The following is a 14329-nucleotide window of genomic DNA, read 5'->3' on the forward strand; positions in this document are numbered from 1 at the left end:
TTTAACAGACTTTCCTTTTTGCGTCTCACATTTGACGTTTCATGACCCGGTTCTGCCAACATGAAAAAAATCAAATACTACTATAACACGCATACGCTTCGTTACGAAAAGCTGATCACGCCGTTGCGGGTGAAGCTGTTGCGGGTATTTGGTTTCCTGGCAACCGCCTTTGTCACAGCTGCGATCATCACCTATTTCGCCTTCCGGTTTGTGGGTTCGCCTTACGAAAAAAAGCTGCGGTCCGATAACGAAACCCTGCGCTACCAACTGCAACGGCTCAACGACCGGGTGGAAGCCATCGACCAGCAAATGGCCGGCCTGGAAAAACGGGACAACGAAGTCTACCGCAGCATCTTCGAGGCACAGCCCATCCCCGACAGCCTGCGTGCCCTACAGGCCGAAAAAGAACAGGAGATCGCCAGGGTGGAAGGCCTGTCCGAAAGCTCCCTGATTTTTTCCATCGATACCACCATCCAGCGCCTGAAGGCCCGTATTACGTCGCAAACGAAATCGTACACCGAACTGGCCGACCTGGTAAAGAACAAAGAAAAACTGCTGGCCGGTACACCGGCGATACAGCCCGTAAGCAACAAAGACCTGAACCGGATTGCCTCCGGTTTCGGCTACCGCATCGATCCCGTTTACAAAACCATCAAGCTCCATGCAGGCCTCGATTTTGCCGCTCCGCAGGGCACACCCATTTATGCAACAGCCGATGGCGTGGTTCGGGAGGCGGGCTTCAGTGATGGCGGTTACGGCAACCACGTGGTGGTGAACCATGGCTATGGCTACGAAACCCTTTACGGACACATGGTGCGCATCAAGGCCCGGAACGGGCAAAAGGTGACGAGGGGAGAGGTGATCGGTTACGTCGGCAGCACCGGCAAATCCACCGGTCCGCACTGTCACTACGAAGTGCACAAGAACGGGCAGAAACTGGATCCTGTTTATTTTTTCTACAACGACCTGAGCCCCCAGCAGTTTGACCAGTTACTCAAGCGGGCCAGTTCCTCCAACCAAAGCCTGGATTAGAGTTTGGAGTTTGGAGTTTGGAAAAATTAAATCGGACAATATAAGCCCGGATATTCTGGTAAAGGGCACAAACGCCGAAGGTGTCCCGTGTTGATAGAATAGAATGAAATAAGACGAAAACCGGCTTCAGAGGAGCCGCGTGTTCTACGCAAAGCAAAATATAAACCGCCATCGGGAAAGAAATACAGAGCGCCTCCGGCGAAGAAAAATTACAAATTACACCAGTTACGTCAACCACAAACCGCAAACTTTCTCATGACCCTCCAGGAAGCACAACAAAAAGTCGACGAGTGGATCAAAACCACCGGCGTTCGCTATTTCAGCGAACTGACCAACATGGCCATTCTGACCGAAGAAGTAGGCGAGGTGGCCCGCCTGATGAGCCGGCAGTACGGCGACCAGTCATTCAAGGAAAGCGACAAGAGCAAAGCGCTTTCCGATGAACTGGCCGATGTGCTTTGGGTCCTTATCTGCATTGCCAACCAAACTGGCGTTGACCTCACCGAAGCCCTGGAAAAGAATTTTGAGAAGAAAACCTCCCGCGACAGCCAACGCCACCGGCAAAACGAAAAGCTGAAGTAATGAGCAATGAAAATTGCGCCAGGTACGATAGAGCAGGATAGCAGGAGCGTTGCAAATTGCTAATTCCTCCCTCCCGCAATGGCTTCGTTTTTGTACTTCCACACAAAAAGAGGGTGGTATGAAGAGTTTTTCTATTGGCGTGGTGTGGAAATCCCTGAAAGATGCCTTTTCCGGTTTTAGCGACGACAAGGTGATGAAACTGAGCGCTTCGCTGGCCTATTATACCGGCTTTTCGCTGGCGCCGCTCCTGGTGGTGATCATTGCTATTTGTGGTTTTGTGTTTGGGCAGGAAGCCGTGCAGGGCACCATCGACAACCAGATAAGAGGATTTATTGGCTATGATGCCGCCAGGCAGGTGCAGGACATGATCAAGAATGCATCGCTCAGCGGCAAAACCACGATGGCCACCATCATCGGCGTGGTAACCCTGCTCATTGGTGCGACTTCCATTTTTGGCGAAATCCAGGACTCCATCAACAGCATCTGGGGCTTAAAGCCAAAGCCCAAAGTGGGCCTGGTGAAGACCCTGCAGGTGCGCCTTCTTTCCTTTGGCCTGATTGCCAGCCTGGGTTTTATCTTGTTGGTGTCATTGGCGGCAACGGCCGTGGTGGAAAGCCTGGGCGACCGGTTAAACGCTATGTTCCCCGATGTGGCCGTGGTGGCCTTTTACATTATTAACCTGGTGGTGAACATTGCCGTGACCACGTTTTTGTTTGGCGTTATTTTCAAAGTGCTGCCGGATGCCCGGATCAAATGGAAGGACATCTGGCCCGGGGCCATTGCCACTTCGCTGTTATTTCTCATCGGTAAATTTGCCATCTCCCTTTATATCAGTAAAAGCAATTTTAGCAGCAGCTACGGGGCTGCCGGTTCGCTGGCCGTGATCTTTGTCTGGATCTATTATTCTGCCATCATTTTGTATTTCGGGGCCGAATTCACCAAGGCCTATGCCCTGAACAAAGGCGCGAAGATCGTTCCCAACAAGTACGCCGAATGGGATGAAGAGCCAACGGTTCCGGGTGCCGAACCCAAAAAAACACCGGAGAGTGCAGGTTCTTCGCCATCTGAAAAAGCTCGCCGTCTATCGCCGCAACCCGTTCCCCAACTGGCCGTTGACAACCCGGTAGCCCATAACCTTGAGGCAACCAGTGCCCGCGACAAAGGCAAGGAGGGCCCGGGTATGGGAACCGTGCTCCTTGGACTAGCCCTGTATTTTATGAACCGCGGAAAAGGCAGGACGCACGATCAGTGACGTGTCGTGAAATCGTTCCGCTAACCGGCCGCAGGGCTGCTGGCCATTTTTTTGTAAGAGGTACCCCTAAAAGGCATGCAAAAGAAGCTGACCCCAAAAGGTGTCTGGAACCTGCTGAAGCAAACGTTCACCAGTTTTTCCGACGACAGGATTGTAAAGCTGAGTGCCGCACTTGCTTACTACACGGTGTTTTCCATCGGCCCCATGATCATTGTCGTGATCTATGTGGCGGGGTTAGTATACGGGAGGGAGGCCATCCAGGGAAATGTTTTCCACCAGTTGCAGGGCCTGGTAGGTGCTGATGCAGCCGGGCAAATCCAGGAAATGATCAAAAACGCGGCGCTGAACGGCAGCGGCCCCATTGCCGCCGCCATCGGTATCGCCACTCTCCTGATCGGTGCCACCAGCGTGTTTGCCGAGATCCAGGACTCCATTAATATGATCTGGGGTTTGAAACCGAAGCCGAAAAAGGGCTGGCTGAAAATGATCCTGAACCGCCTGCTTTCGTTCTCGATCATTGTGAGCCTGGGCTTTGTGCTGCTGGTTTCACTGGTGGTCAACGGCGTGATCGAAGCCCTGATGGACCGCCTGCAGGCCCGCTATCCCAATGTCACGGTGGTGGTGCTTTACATCATCAACCTTGTGATTACGTTTTCTGTCATTACAGCCTTGTTTTCTGTCATCTTCAAAGTTTTGCCCGACGCCCTGATCAAGTGGAAGGATGTCATGATCGGTTCCATGGTCACGGCCTTGCTGTTCATGATCGGGAAATTTGCCATTACCTTTTATATCGGGAAGTCCAATGTCGGCAGCACGTACGGGGCTGCCGGTTCGCTGGTGGTGCTGCTGCTTTGGGTGTATTATTCGGCCATCATTTTGTATTTCGGGGCCGAGTTTACCAAGGCCTATGCAACCGATTATGGTTCATTCATCCGGCCTAGTCCCTATGCCGTTTGGGTCAAGAACGTGGAAGTGGAAGAAGGGCGAACCTCGCTCAAACAACAGGAGCAGAAAAAGAAGGACGAGAACGAAAGCACGGGGGATAATATTAAAGTGACGTAGAGCCCCCTCAATCCCCCAAGGGGGAAGTGGCTTTAGCGCAGCCCTTGCTTTTGCACGATACAGAAAGCCTATGTCCTTCTTTAAGACTTAGCTTTTCCTTTTAAGCACCAGCAGCAGAATTTCAACTCGTCTTCCCTTGTGTCGCACCCTTCAGCGTTCAGAATAAAATTGCTCAAAGATGGCATCTTGCATAAGCGAGCCTTTGTGCTACGGCCAATCCCCCTTGGGGGGTAGGGGGGCTTTCCTTACTTTTGCCGCCATTATGGCAACAGATAACAACCGCTTTCAGGCAATCATATCGCACTGTAAAGAATACGGATTTATATTTCCTTCTTCCGAGATCTACGACGGCCTGGGCGCCGTGTACGACTACGGCCAGTGGGGCAGTGAACTGAAGAAAAACATCAAGGACTACTGGTGGAAAAGCATGGTGCAGCTAAACGAGAACATCGTGGGCATCGACGCCGCCATCTTCATGCATCCCACCACCTGGAAAGCCAGTGGTCACGTGGACAACTTCAGCGACCCGATGATCGACAACAAGGACAGCCAGAAGCGCTACCGTGTGGATCACCTCATCGAAGCCAAAGCGGACGAACTGGAAAAGGCCGGCCACCCGGAACAATCGGAGATCCTGTTGAAGGAAATGGACACGCTATTGGCCGCCAATGATTTTGCCGGGCTGAAAACACTGATCGAGAACAACAAGATTGTTTGTGCGGTCAGCAACACTTCCAACTGGACCGATGTGCGCCAGTTCAACCTGATGTTTTCTACCGAGTTTGGTGCCGTATCAACCGAAGACAACGAAGAGAATATCGTGTACCTGCGTCCCGAAACGGCGCAGGGCATTTTTGTCAATTTTTTGAACGTGCAAAAAACAGGACGGATGAAGATCCCGTTCGGGATTGCACAAATCGGAAAGGCCTTCCGAAACGAAATTGTAGCCCGCCAGTTCATCTTCCGTATGCGGGAGTTTGAGCAGATGGAAATGCAATTCTTTATCCGGCCCGGCTCGCAAAAAGAGTGGTACGAACACTGGAAGGAAGAGCGCATGAAATGGCACCGGAGCCTCGGCATCCCGGCTGAAAAATACCGCTTCCACGACCACGTAAAACTGGCCCACTATGCCGATGCCGCCTGCGACATCGAATATGATTTTCCCATTGGTTTCAAAGAAGTGGAAGGCATCCATTCCCGTACTGATTTTGACCTGCGCAATCACCAGGAGTACAGCAAAAAGAAAATGCAGTACTTCGACGCAGACGTGAATCCCGAAACCGGCAAGCCCTATGGCAATTACATTCCCTATGTGATTGAAACGTCCATTGGTGTGGACAGAACGGTAATGATGGTGTTGAGCGAAGCATACGAAGAGCAGGACCTGAGCACACCCGAAAAGCCCGACAGCCGCGTGGTGCTGAAGTTCCCTCCCAAACTGGCACCCATCAAACTGGCCGTTTTGCCCCTGGTAAAAAAAGATGGCTTACCGGATATTGCCCGCAACATCATCGATACCTGCAAGCCGGAGTTCCGTTGTTTTTATGAAGAAAAAGATACGATCGGCAAACGCTACCGGAGAATGGATGCCATCGGCACGCCCTTCTGTATTACCGTCGACTACCAAACCAAGGAAGACAATACGGTGACCATCCGTTACCGCGACTCCATGCAGCAGGACAGGATTCACATCGACCAGGTAAAAGACCTTGTCTTGAAAGCACTGTAAGACGAAAAGACCAAATAACAGGGCAGGTGGGATGGCAACAGCAATGGCCGGACCGCCTGCTTTTTTTTTATCAGTTGGCGCAAGTGTATCGACGGCAAACCTGTCAGGCTTTGCCCGTGATGAAATAGAGCAGCGTTCCCACGTATTCTTTAATCAGGTTGTCCCAATAGGTAAGCGCAGCCGCCGAAGGAAGAAGGTAATCCTCGAGAAAATTGGTGCCGCCACCGCGTGAAAGAAAATTGCACGGGTAAAGCGTTGCATTGATGCCGGCCTTTTGGAAAACCCGTGATGCCCGCGGAAGGTGCATGGCCGATGAAATCAGCAGGTAAGGACCGGTTACATGCGCCGAATCGGAGAGGCGCTTTGCATTGACGGCGTTTTCAAACGTGTTGCGTGACAAGCCATCTGTAAAGATTCGCTCCGGCGGAATTCCCAGTTGAACAAGATTCGTTTTGATAAATGCGGCTTCGCTGAATGGCTGCTCGGTGATGTAGCCATTGCCGGCGGCAACGATGATGTTGTTGAGATGTCCCTGCTTGTACAAAAGCGCTGTTTGGATAAACCGGTCCGACACGTTGTTGAAATAACCGGTTTTGTCGCCCGGGCTGTAGCCGACAAGCCCGCCGAGCAAAATGCCGGTGTTGAATGTTTGTGAGGCGGCCAACTGCACCGGCTTTGTTTCGTAAGCCTTCATCAGCTTTGTGATCACGAACGGGTTGGTGAAAAAAACAAGAAGGCCGAAGGCCGTGCGAAAGGCCAGTTTTTTTCGCCGGTCAGTTTTTGCCAGCAGGGCAAAAAGGAAAACAAAAAAGATCCAGAGCAACGGACGAAGAAAAAGTACGATAAGCAGTTTTACGAACACAAACATGATGGCGGCTAAGATAGCCTGAAATGCTGATCCATTTCATCACTCCCGGCATTCATTGTTTTCTAAAAAGACAAAGGGCTTTGCTGAGCAGCAAAGCCCCTAACCGATGCCTGCTAAAAACTAACTGATCGCAAGACGGTGTTTTTTGGAAACCTTCCCGTTGGTGGGGGCAGGCAAAGCTGGTTTGCTTTTATTTTTTGCGCTCGTTTCCGCGTCTTCAATTGCTGCATGTGCAGCGGCCAGCCGCGCAATCGGCACCCGGAACGGCGAACAACTAACGTAGTTCATTCCAATACGGTGGCAGAACTTCACGCTTTCCGCATCGCCGCCATGTTCGCCGCAGATGCCCACTTTCAGGTGTGGCTTGGTTTTGCGTCCTTTTTCTGTTCCCATCCGGATGAGCAAGCCTACGCCTTCCTGGTCGATCGTTTGAAACGGGTCGTCGTGCAGCAGCTTTTCATCGAGGTAAACCGGCAGAAAGCCGCCAATGTCGTCGCGGCTGAAACCAAAGCTCATTTGAGTAAGATCGTTGGTGCCAAAGCTGAAGAAGTCGGCTACTTCGGCCATGTGGTCGGCTTTGATGGCTGCCCTCGGGATTTCGATCATCGTGCCATAGAGATAAGGAATGGCAGCCAGGCCTTTGTTTTCACACACTTCTTTGTATACCCTGTCGACGATCTTTTTCTGGTGGGTCAATTCGTTCACCGTGCAGGTCACCGGCACCATGATTTCGGAAAACGCTTTTTTCCCGTCTTTGAGCAATTCGGCCGTCGCTTCAAAAATGGCCCGCACCTGCATCTCGGTGATTTCGGGGTAACTGATTCCCAGCCGAACGCCGCGATGACCGAGCATCGGGTTGTTTTCGTGCAGGGCAAGAACGCGTCTGCGCAAGAGACTCATGCTGATGCCCAACTCCCGGCTAAGCTCGTGAAGTTTTGCCGAGTCATGCGGTACAAATTCGTGCAGCGGTGGATCGAGCAGGCGAATGGTCACAGGATAACCTTTCATGACTTCGAGGGTTGCCTTGATGTCTTTCTTTACGAAGACAAATAGGTCGTTCAGTGCCGTTTTTCTTTCTTTTGCCGTTTTACTTACGATCATCTTGCGCAGCAGGAACAGGGGCTGTTCGCTGTTTTCGCCGTAGAACATATGCTCGGTGCGGAAAAGCCCGATGCCTTCGGCGCCAAACCTGAGGCCCTGCTCCGCATCGTGCGGTGTTTCGGCATTGGTTCGGACCGCCATCACTTTTACCTTGCTCACGAGTTTCATCAGGTCGTTGTACGACTGGTTTTTATCGAGGTCGATGTCTACGAGCGGCAGGCTGCCTTCATACACAAAACCCTTCGTCCCGTTCAGCGTGATCCAGTCGCCTTCCTTGATGAGGGTGCCGTTGGCACGGAAGGTTTTGTTTTCCTGGTGAATCTCAATGTCGCCACAACCAACGATACAACATTTGCCCCAGCCTCTTGCCACCAGTGCCGCATGCGAGGTCATGCCCCCCTTGGTGGTAAGGATGGCCTGCGACTTGTGCATGCCGTCTACGTCTTCAGGTGAGGTTTCTTCGCGTACAAGAACAACTTTTTCGCCGCGGTGCGCCCATTCCACTGCCTCGGCCGACGAAAAGACAACACGTCCTTTGGCGCCGCCGGGTCCGGCCGGCAATCCTTTCGCGATCACCGGGTTTACCTGCTCGGCCTTGGGGTCGATCATGGGCAGCAACAATTCAATCAGCTGGTTAGGTGCCACCCGTTTAATGGCGGTGTGGATGTCGATCAGTTTTTCACTGTACATCTCGGTGGCCATACGTACGGCGGCAATGCCGTTGCGTTTGCCCACGCGACATTGCAGCATATACAGCGTTCCTTTTTCAATGGTGAACTCGATATCCTGCATGTCCTTGTAGTGTTTTTCCAGCCGCTTCTGGTACGTATACAGTTCTTTGTACAACTGTGGCATCCGTTTTTCCAGCGTGGGCAAATGTTCGCTTTGCGGGTTTTTCGAATATTCATTGACGGGAGCCGGTGTGCGGATGCCTGCCACGACGTCTTCGCCCTGTGCGTTGACGAGGTACTCGCCGTAAAACCGGTTTTCACCATTGCCGGGGTTGCGGGTAAAGGCAACGCCGGTAGCGCTGTCGTTTCCCATGTTTCCAAAAACCATTGCCTGGATGTTGACGGCCGTACCCCAGTCGTCGGGGATTTTTTCAATGCGCCGGTATTCGATGGCACGCCTGCCGTTCCAGCTTGCAAACACGGCACCGATTCCGCCCCACAATTGTTCGTTGGGATCTTCGGGAAAGGCCTTGCCCAGCACTTTTAAAACCGTTGCTTTGTATTCTTTTACCAGCGCTTTCAGGTCGCCGACGGTCAGGTCCGTATCGCTGAAATAACCTTTGGATTGTTTTACTTTTTCCAGCTTTTCATCCAGCAGCTTGCGAATGCCTTTCCCGTTTTTGGGTTCAATGCCGGCTGCTTTTTCCATGACCACATCGGCATACATCATGATCAGTCGCCGGTAGGCATCGTAGGCAAATCGTTCATCGCCTGAACGGGCAATGAGTCCTTTGATGGTTTGTTCGTTCAATCCTACGTTAAGGATGGTTTCCATCATGCCGGGCATGGACTTACGGGCACCCGAGCGAACAGAAACCAGCAGCGGATTGGTAATATCCCCGAAGGTTTTGCCCGTTAGCTTTTCCATCCGGTGGATAGATTCTGCCACTTGCTTTTGCAGCACTTGCGGAAAGGTTTTGTTGTTTTGATAATACCAGGTACAGACTTCGGTGGTGATGGTAAATCCCGGTGGAACCGGCAGGCGAAGGTTGGGATGGCCGGCCATTTCGGCAAGGTTGGCGCCCTTGCCACCCAATAAATTTTTCATCGATTCATTGCCGTCTGCTTTTCCGCCGCCGAAGAAGTAAACAAATTTTGCGGCACTGGTAGTCTTTGCCATAAATGCGTTGTTTAGACTACAGAATTATGGCGGATCCATTCAAATTTTTACTACTGCGATCAGCCCTGCTGCTGATTCTAATCAGCAGCCATGGCTCCTGGCGGGATGTGTTCTGCAATAAAAAAAAGTTGAAAAAAATCGGTCGTGGCTTACCCGTACAACTCCTGGTGAATGGCTTTCCGGTCGTACCCCAATTCCTGGATACGTTGTTTGGCTTCGCTGATCATGGCCTTCCAGCCACACAGGAAAAATTGCGCCGGCGGCGGCGCTGCATTGCCATTCTTCTTTTCCTTCACCAGGGTTTCATACACGTCGTGCACATAACCGCTTTGGCCGTTCCATTTTTCGCGGGAAAGAGTCGGAACAAAATGAAAGCCTTCCATTTTCGATTCCAGCTCTTTCAGTTCGCTGGCATAAAGCAGGTCTTTCTGTGTGCGGGTGCCAAAGATCAAATGGATGTCCGGGTGCGGGATCTGGTGCTCGTAAATGTAGTGTACCATGCTTCGGAACGGCGCAATGCCGGTACCTGTGCAGATAAAATAAAGATCACGGTCCAGTGGCTCGTGAAGGGTGAATACCCCCTGCGGACCGCGAAGGGTGAGCCCGGAGCCCACGGTCACCTCGTTGAAAAGGTAGGTTGAGCCGACCCCTCCTTCAAGGTGCACAATTAGGAGCTCGAATACATTGGTGCCGTCGGGCCAGGAGGCGATGGAATAACTGCGGAGACGTCTCGCCGGTTTCTCGTCGATGGGTAAATCCAGCGTCACAAATTGCCCGGGTAGAAAATCAAATGACTGCAACTCAGGGACTTGAATCCAAAACCGGCGGGTATTGTCGGTTTCATTTTCAATACGGGTCACAATGCCTTTTCGCCAGGGTTGCAGTGCCATGAGGTGGTTTTATGCCAATGTACGGAAAATGCGTAATTCTGAAAGTTTTCCACAAAAAACGGGTCTTGGCACAGTAGTTGAAAACTAAAACGCAGAAATTAACGCCTTAAAATATTTTAGTCGGACGGTTTAGGTTAAAGGGCTGGTATTCTTACCGGCCCTTCTCTTTTATAACCGGTTCCCCGGCGCCAGACTTGAAAGGCGAGAAAGGGTTTGGTAATAAAACTTGCTTCCTTTCTTGTAGACTACCACCAGTGCTGCACTGCGGGCAAGGCTCTTTGCTTTGGCACTCGGCGCCTTGCTTTCGGTCGCCGCAATGGGGATCAATTGCACCACGTTTTGTGAAGTTTTGGGGACAAGCACTTTTTTCGGTGAGCCAATATTGGCCTCGTCACCGTACTCAACCGGTGTTTCATTTATGGTCTTGATCGTAACGCCATAACGGGTGCCGTCTACCCAGAGTTCGCTTGGGTAAATGCGGCCCGGCGATTCCGCGTACAGGAAATAGTTTTTGGCAGTTCCCCTGCTGACCCGCAACCCTTTGTCATTTGGCTCGGGTGCCTTTCCGCCCGAAACAACTTGTGAATATCCATACAGCTTTATGGTTCCCTTGCTTTGCGCTGAACAGGAAAGACCTACGGTGAGAATGGTAAAAAAGAAAAACAATGCTTTCATACTTCTTTGATGTTTTAAAACGGTTTTTTCACTAAAGGTCGAATGAAAAACCCTCCGGTTAAAGAGGGTTTTAACAGTTGTTACTGACGAATGATTTTTTGTACGTGCCTGTACTTGTTGTCGTCGCTGAGGATGTTCAGAATATAAACCCCTGCCGACAGGCGCTGCAGCGGAACAGAGCCGCTTTGGTAGCCCCTTGATTCCTGGAACATCACCTGCCCTTTCATGTTGAGCACCTGCACCATTATTTTCCGAACTCCGGTTTGGTTGCCGGTCTGGTACTGCACATCACTGGACGATGCGGTTGGATACACGGTCCGGATAAAGCTCCGGTCATTGGTGACCGGTGTAATTCCCGTGTTCAGGTTGGGGGTAAAGTTGGGTGTTCCCAGGAAGGTGTAAAACATCCCATTTCCATGGGTGCCGACCAGTAAAACGTTATCGGCCGGCCGGTAAGCCAGGGAGGTGACCACGGAATAATTCAACAGGCTGCCACCTTCCCGCTGCCACACCGGGGACTGACCGGCATCCAGCACCGTTCCCAGGTTGGAGGTGCTGTAAAGACCAATCGAGGTGCCGACATAATATTCCGTGACCGGCTGGTTCGACGCATCTTTCTTTACCACGATAGCGCAACTGCGGAACGAAGGAAGGGTAAGGTTTCCCTCCGCGTTTTTCCAGGTTGGTGTAGCCGATTTACCGTTTTTGGTCCACCAGATTCCGACTACGTTATAGTTCGATACCACGGCAATCACCTCGTCGTCGTTGTTGGGATTAACGGCAATATCCTGCACATTACCCGTCAGGCCGGAAGGCGTAATGTTGACCGGATGTGTGGTTGGTGCCGCATTTTGCGGGTCATCCAGGCGGTAAATCTTTCCGTTTGTGGTGCCCATATAAAGCGTGTGGCTGCTGACATAGGGGCCACGGCTGTAGCCAATGCCCCGGATGCCTACGTTGCGGCCGCTTGTTGGATCGGTTGGGTCAACCGTTGACGATACGCCGGTCATTTCCGTCCAGTTGCTGGAGGTAACCGCACCGGCATTGGTTGTCCGGAACAGGCGGTTGAAGTTAACGTAATAAAGGTTTCCTGAATTATCGGACTCCAGCCGCAGGTTGGTCACAAATTCGCCAAACTGGTTTTCATCGGTGCTTTGTCCCTGCTGCGACGTCGTCAGGCCCGAAGGGGTAATTTCGGTTCCGCCCTGAAAAGGGTTGGCAATCCTTGCCCTGTAGAGGCGGCCAAACTGGATCGACTCATAAATGTATTGTGTCCCGCTGTTGTCCTGCGAAATACCGACGTAGGTACCATCGGCACTGAACAGGAGCCGGTGGTTGTTGCTATCGGCGGGTGCCGTGCCCAGCACACCGGTTTTATCGCGGAAGCGAACACCATTGTCCTGTGAGCCTGAAGCAAAATTGTTTCGGCCCACCGTCGGATCGATGGCAACATTGTAACACTGCAGCGTTTGATAGTTCGGGATCATTCGCCAGGCCACGGTTGCGGCCATGACGTCCGTGGTTTCCTGGATGCCGCCGTCGTTGGCGCAAATTGCCTGGCTGGGATTGGCAGGACTGAACACCAGCCGGTGAATATCGGAATGCGAATTGGCGTATTGCGAGTAGGAGAACGTAGTGGCATAACCGCCGATCCAGGCTGTGTTGGCCGTCGTGGCAAAACCGTCGGTGGAGCGGTAGAGGTTCGTGCCACCCACAAAAACGACGTTGGGGTTGTCGGGTTTCACCGTTACTTCCATATCGTAACCGCCCTGAACTGACAGGGGATCGGAGCCACTCAAATTGCCGCCCAGGATATCGGGCATATTGGCCGAGCGGTTTGTCCAGGTGTAGGTAGAGCCATTGACGTCCAGGCGGAACAAATCTGCTTCCGGTTTCAGGTCGCCACCCGAGGCCACGGCATCACTGCTCAGTCCATTTTCGTAAAAAACATAGGCAACGTTGTTGTTGGACGGTGCCAGGGAAATCAGGATGCGTTTGGGCCCGACGGCATTAAGAGTGGCATCGATTTCATAAGAATTGGCCCTCCAGTTCGCTACCGAATCCACACCCAGCGTTTGTCCGCCTGCAATGCGGGTATAGGAATTCAGGTTGCCCGTTGGAGACACCCAAACTCCCCTGAGGCTTTGTTCCGGAAAACCGCCGTTCACGGCCAGGTAAACCGTACCGTTGTTGGCAATGTCGAGGTCCATCTGGCCTGTGGTGGCAAAGGCGCCCTGTGTGCCGCCAAATACGGTTTGAAAAGTGGCACCGCCATTCGAAGTCCGCAACAGGCGGCGGTGTGCGGCAATGTAGACATCACCGTTTGCCGGGTTGATGCGGATGCGGTGTACATAGTCGAACGGGTTGTCGAAGGCTTCCAGCGCACCTCCCGGTAAAACGGTTCCGTTGATATCGGTAATGGTGTTCATCGGCAGGCGTGCCCAGGTTACCCCGTTGTCGATTGATTTCCAGATCCCGTAACCCATGTACACGGCGCCGATCTCGGTTGCTGTATTTCCGTATGGTTCGCCACCGCCGGCATACCAGGTATCCTGGAAACCAGGACGTGGATCCTGTGCCAAAGCCGTAAGGTTATGAATTTCGTTTTGCGGAGTTACCAGGGTCCATGAATTGCCGCCATCGGCCGAGCGCATGATGCCGCCGCTGACACAACCGGCAATGATGACACGGGTCGTGGCAAAGCGGGCATCGTATTTCATTGCCCTCGTGCGGCCGCCAATGTTGTTGGGGCCCGCCGGAATATAACTGTTGAGAACCTCCATCCGGCTGGTGCCGTTTACGCCTGTGGGTGCCACATCACCGGAACTCCGAACGGGTAACGTCCGCGCAAATGCTTTTTCCTGCGAAAAAATACCTTCGGGGATTTTGCCGGTTCGCGGGTCTTTGAGCAAATCATATTCATATTTCATGCGGGCCTGTAGGAATTCGGCAGGTGCCTCGTCTTCCTCTTCTTCCCTCTCCGGGAAAGTGCTTCCTTTTTTTGCAAACGGGACCAGAAAAAACAAAAGAGCAGCGGTTACCACAGCAGTGACAAGGAGGGTAATTCTGATTTTCATGTTTTGGGGTGTAGGTTATAATTTTTTTTAGGCAATGAGATGCATGATATTTTTCAGCGGCCAGCCTTACCCTGCATTTCCTTGTTTCAGAACGCTGAATTTACAACAAGATGCGCAGACCGAAAGCGACCGTTGGCAACAATGCAAAATCGTTCAAAAAAATATATGTTAAAACAAATTCCCTTTTGCCTGGCCGGTCTCATTTCTCTT

10 protein-coding genes are annotated in these 14329 nt (G+C 52.0%); 5 read left to right on the plus strand and 5 right to left on the minus strand.

Annotated features, from left to right (window positions below; translation table 11 throughout):
- Window positions 1-60: 60 nt before the first annotated feature.
- The 5 genes from D6024_RS07650 to D6024_RS07670 all read left to right on the plus strand — a co-directional run bounded on the left by D6024_RS07650 (window position 61) and on the right by D6024_RS07670 (window position 5657).
- On the plus strand, window positions 61-1032 hold the full coding sequence (locus tag D6024_RS07650) for a M23 family metallopeptidase (protein ID WP_121353988.1): 972 nt from the start codon (window positions 61-63) through the stop codon (window positions 1030-1032).
- 255 nt (window positions 1033-1287) lie between these two features.
- On the plus strand, window positions 1288-1614 hold the full coding sequence (locus D6024_RS07655) for a nucleotide pyrophosphohydrolase (protein WP_121353989.1): 327 nt from the start codon (window positions 1288-1290) through the stop codon (window positions 1612-1614).
- Window positions 1615-1732: 118 nt separating this feature from the next.
- A complete protein-coding gene (locus D6024_RS07660; RefSeq protein WP_121353990.1) occupies window positions 1733-2866 on the plus strand; it encodes a YihY/virulence factor BrkB family protein in 1134 nt (377 codons plus the stop codon).
- 75 nt (window positions 2867-2941) lie between these two features.
- A complete protein-coding gene (locus D6024_RS07665) occupies window positions 2942-3928 on the plus strand; it encodes a YihY/virulence factor BrkB family protein (protein ID WP_121353991.1) in 987 nt (328 codons plus the stop codon).
- A gap of 262 nt (window positions 3929-4190) precedes the next feature.
- On the plus strand, window positions 4191-5657 hold the full coding sequence (locus D6024_RS07670; protein ID WP_121354159.1) for a glycine--tRNA ligase: 1467 nt from the start codon (window positions 4191-4193) through the stop codon (window positions 5655-5657).
- 103 nt (window positions 5658-5760) lie between these two features.
- On the opposite strand, the gene D6024_RS07675 is transcribed toward D6024_RS07670, so the two are convergent.
- The 5 genes from D6024_RS07675 to D6024_RS07695 form a co-directional block, all read right to left on the minus strand.
- A complete protein-coding gene (locus D6024_RS07675; RefSeq protein WP_121353992.1) occupies window positions 5761-6525 on the minus strand; it encodes a YdcF family protein in 765 nt (254 codons plus the stop codon).
- A gap of 120 nt (window positions 6526-6645) precedes the next feature.
- The gene (gene ppdK / locus D6024_RS07680) at window positions 6646-9477 is read right to left on the minus strand and encodes a pyruvate, phosphate dikinase (protein ID WP_121353993.1); all 2832 of its coding nucleotides are present in this window, start codon (window positions 9475-9477) and stop codon (window positions 6646-6648) included.
- 149 nt (window positions 9478-9626) lie between these two features.
- Entirely contained in the window at window positions 9627-10367 is a 741-nt protein-coding gene (locus D6024_RS07685) for a ferredoxin--NADP reductase (RefSeq protein ID WP_121353994.1), read from the minus strand.
- Window positions 10368-10535: 168 nt separating this feature from the next.
- Entirely contained in the window at window positions 10536-11042 is a 507-nt protein-coding gene (locus tag D6024_RS07690; RefSeq protein WP_121353995.1) for a hypothetical protein, read from the minus strand.
- 80 nt (window positions 11043-11122) lie between these two features.
- The gene (locus D6024_RS07695; RefSeq protein ID WP_121353996.1) at window positions 11123-14119 is read right to left on the minus strand and encodes a T9SS type A sorting domain-containing protein; all 2997 of its coding nucleotides are present in this window, start codon (window positions 14117-14119) and stop codon (window positions 11123-11125) included.
- Window positions 14120-14329 lie beyond the last annotated feature (210 nt).

The organism is Flavisolibacter nicotianae (assembly GCF_003628535.1).
Lineage (GTDB): Bacteria > Bacteroidota > Bacteroidia > Chitinophagales > Chitinophagaceae > Flavisolibacter > Flavisolibacter nicotianae.

What these genes read in the sequence shown, in the direction of transcription:
- D6024_RS07665 (WP_121353991.1), top strand. Translation starts at nt 2,942, where the DNA reads ATGCAAAAGAAGCTGACCCCAAAAGGTGTCTGGAACCTGCTGAAGCAA.
- D6024_RS07690 (WP_121353995.1), bottom strand. Translation starts at nt 11,042, where the DNA reads ATGAAAGCATTGTTTTTCTTTTTTACCATTCTCACCGTAGGTCTTTCC.
- D6024_RS07650 (WP_121353988.1), top strand. Translation starts at nt 61, where the DNA reads ATGAAAAAAATCAAATACTACTATAACACGCATACGCTTCGTTACGAA.
- D6024_RS07660 (WP_121353990.1), top strand. Translation starts at nt 1,733, where the DNA reads ATGAAGAGTTTTTCTATTGGCGTGGTGTGGAAATCCCTGAAAGATGCC.
- D6024_RS07670 (WP_121354159.1), top strand. Translation starts at nt 4,191, where the DNA reads ATGGCAACAGATAACAACCGCTTTCAGGCAATCATATCGCACTGTAAA.
- ppdK (WP_121353993.1), bottom strand. Translation starts at nt 9,477, where the DNA reads ATGGCAAAGACTACCAGTGCCGCAAAATTTGTTTACTTCTTCGGCGGC.
- D6024_RS07655 (WP_121353989.1), top strand. Translation starts at nt 1,288, where the DNA reads ATGACCCTCCAGGAAGCACAACAAAAAGTCGACGAGTGGATCAAAACC.
- D6024_RS07695 (WP_121353996.1), bottom strand. Translation starts at nt 14,119, where the DNA reads ATGAAAATCAGAATTACCCTCCTTGTCACTGCTGTGGTAACCGCTGCT.
- D6024_RS07685 (WP_121353994.1), bottom strand. Translation starts at nt 10,367, where the DNA reads ATGGCACTGCAACCCTGGCGAAAAGGCATTGTGACCCGTATTGAAAAT.
- D6024_RS07675 (WP_121353992.1), bottom strand. Translation starts at nt 6,525, where the DNA reads ATGTTTGTGTTCGTAAAACTGCTTATCGTACTTTTTCTTCGTCCGTTG.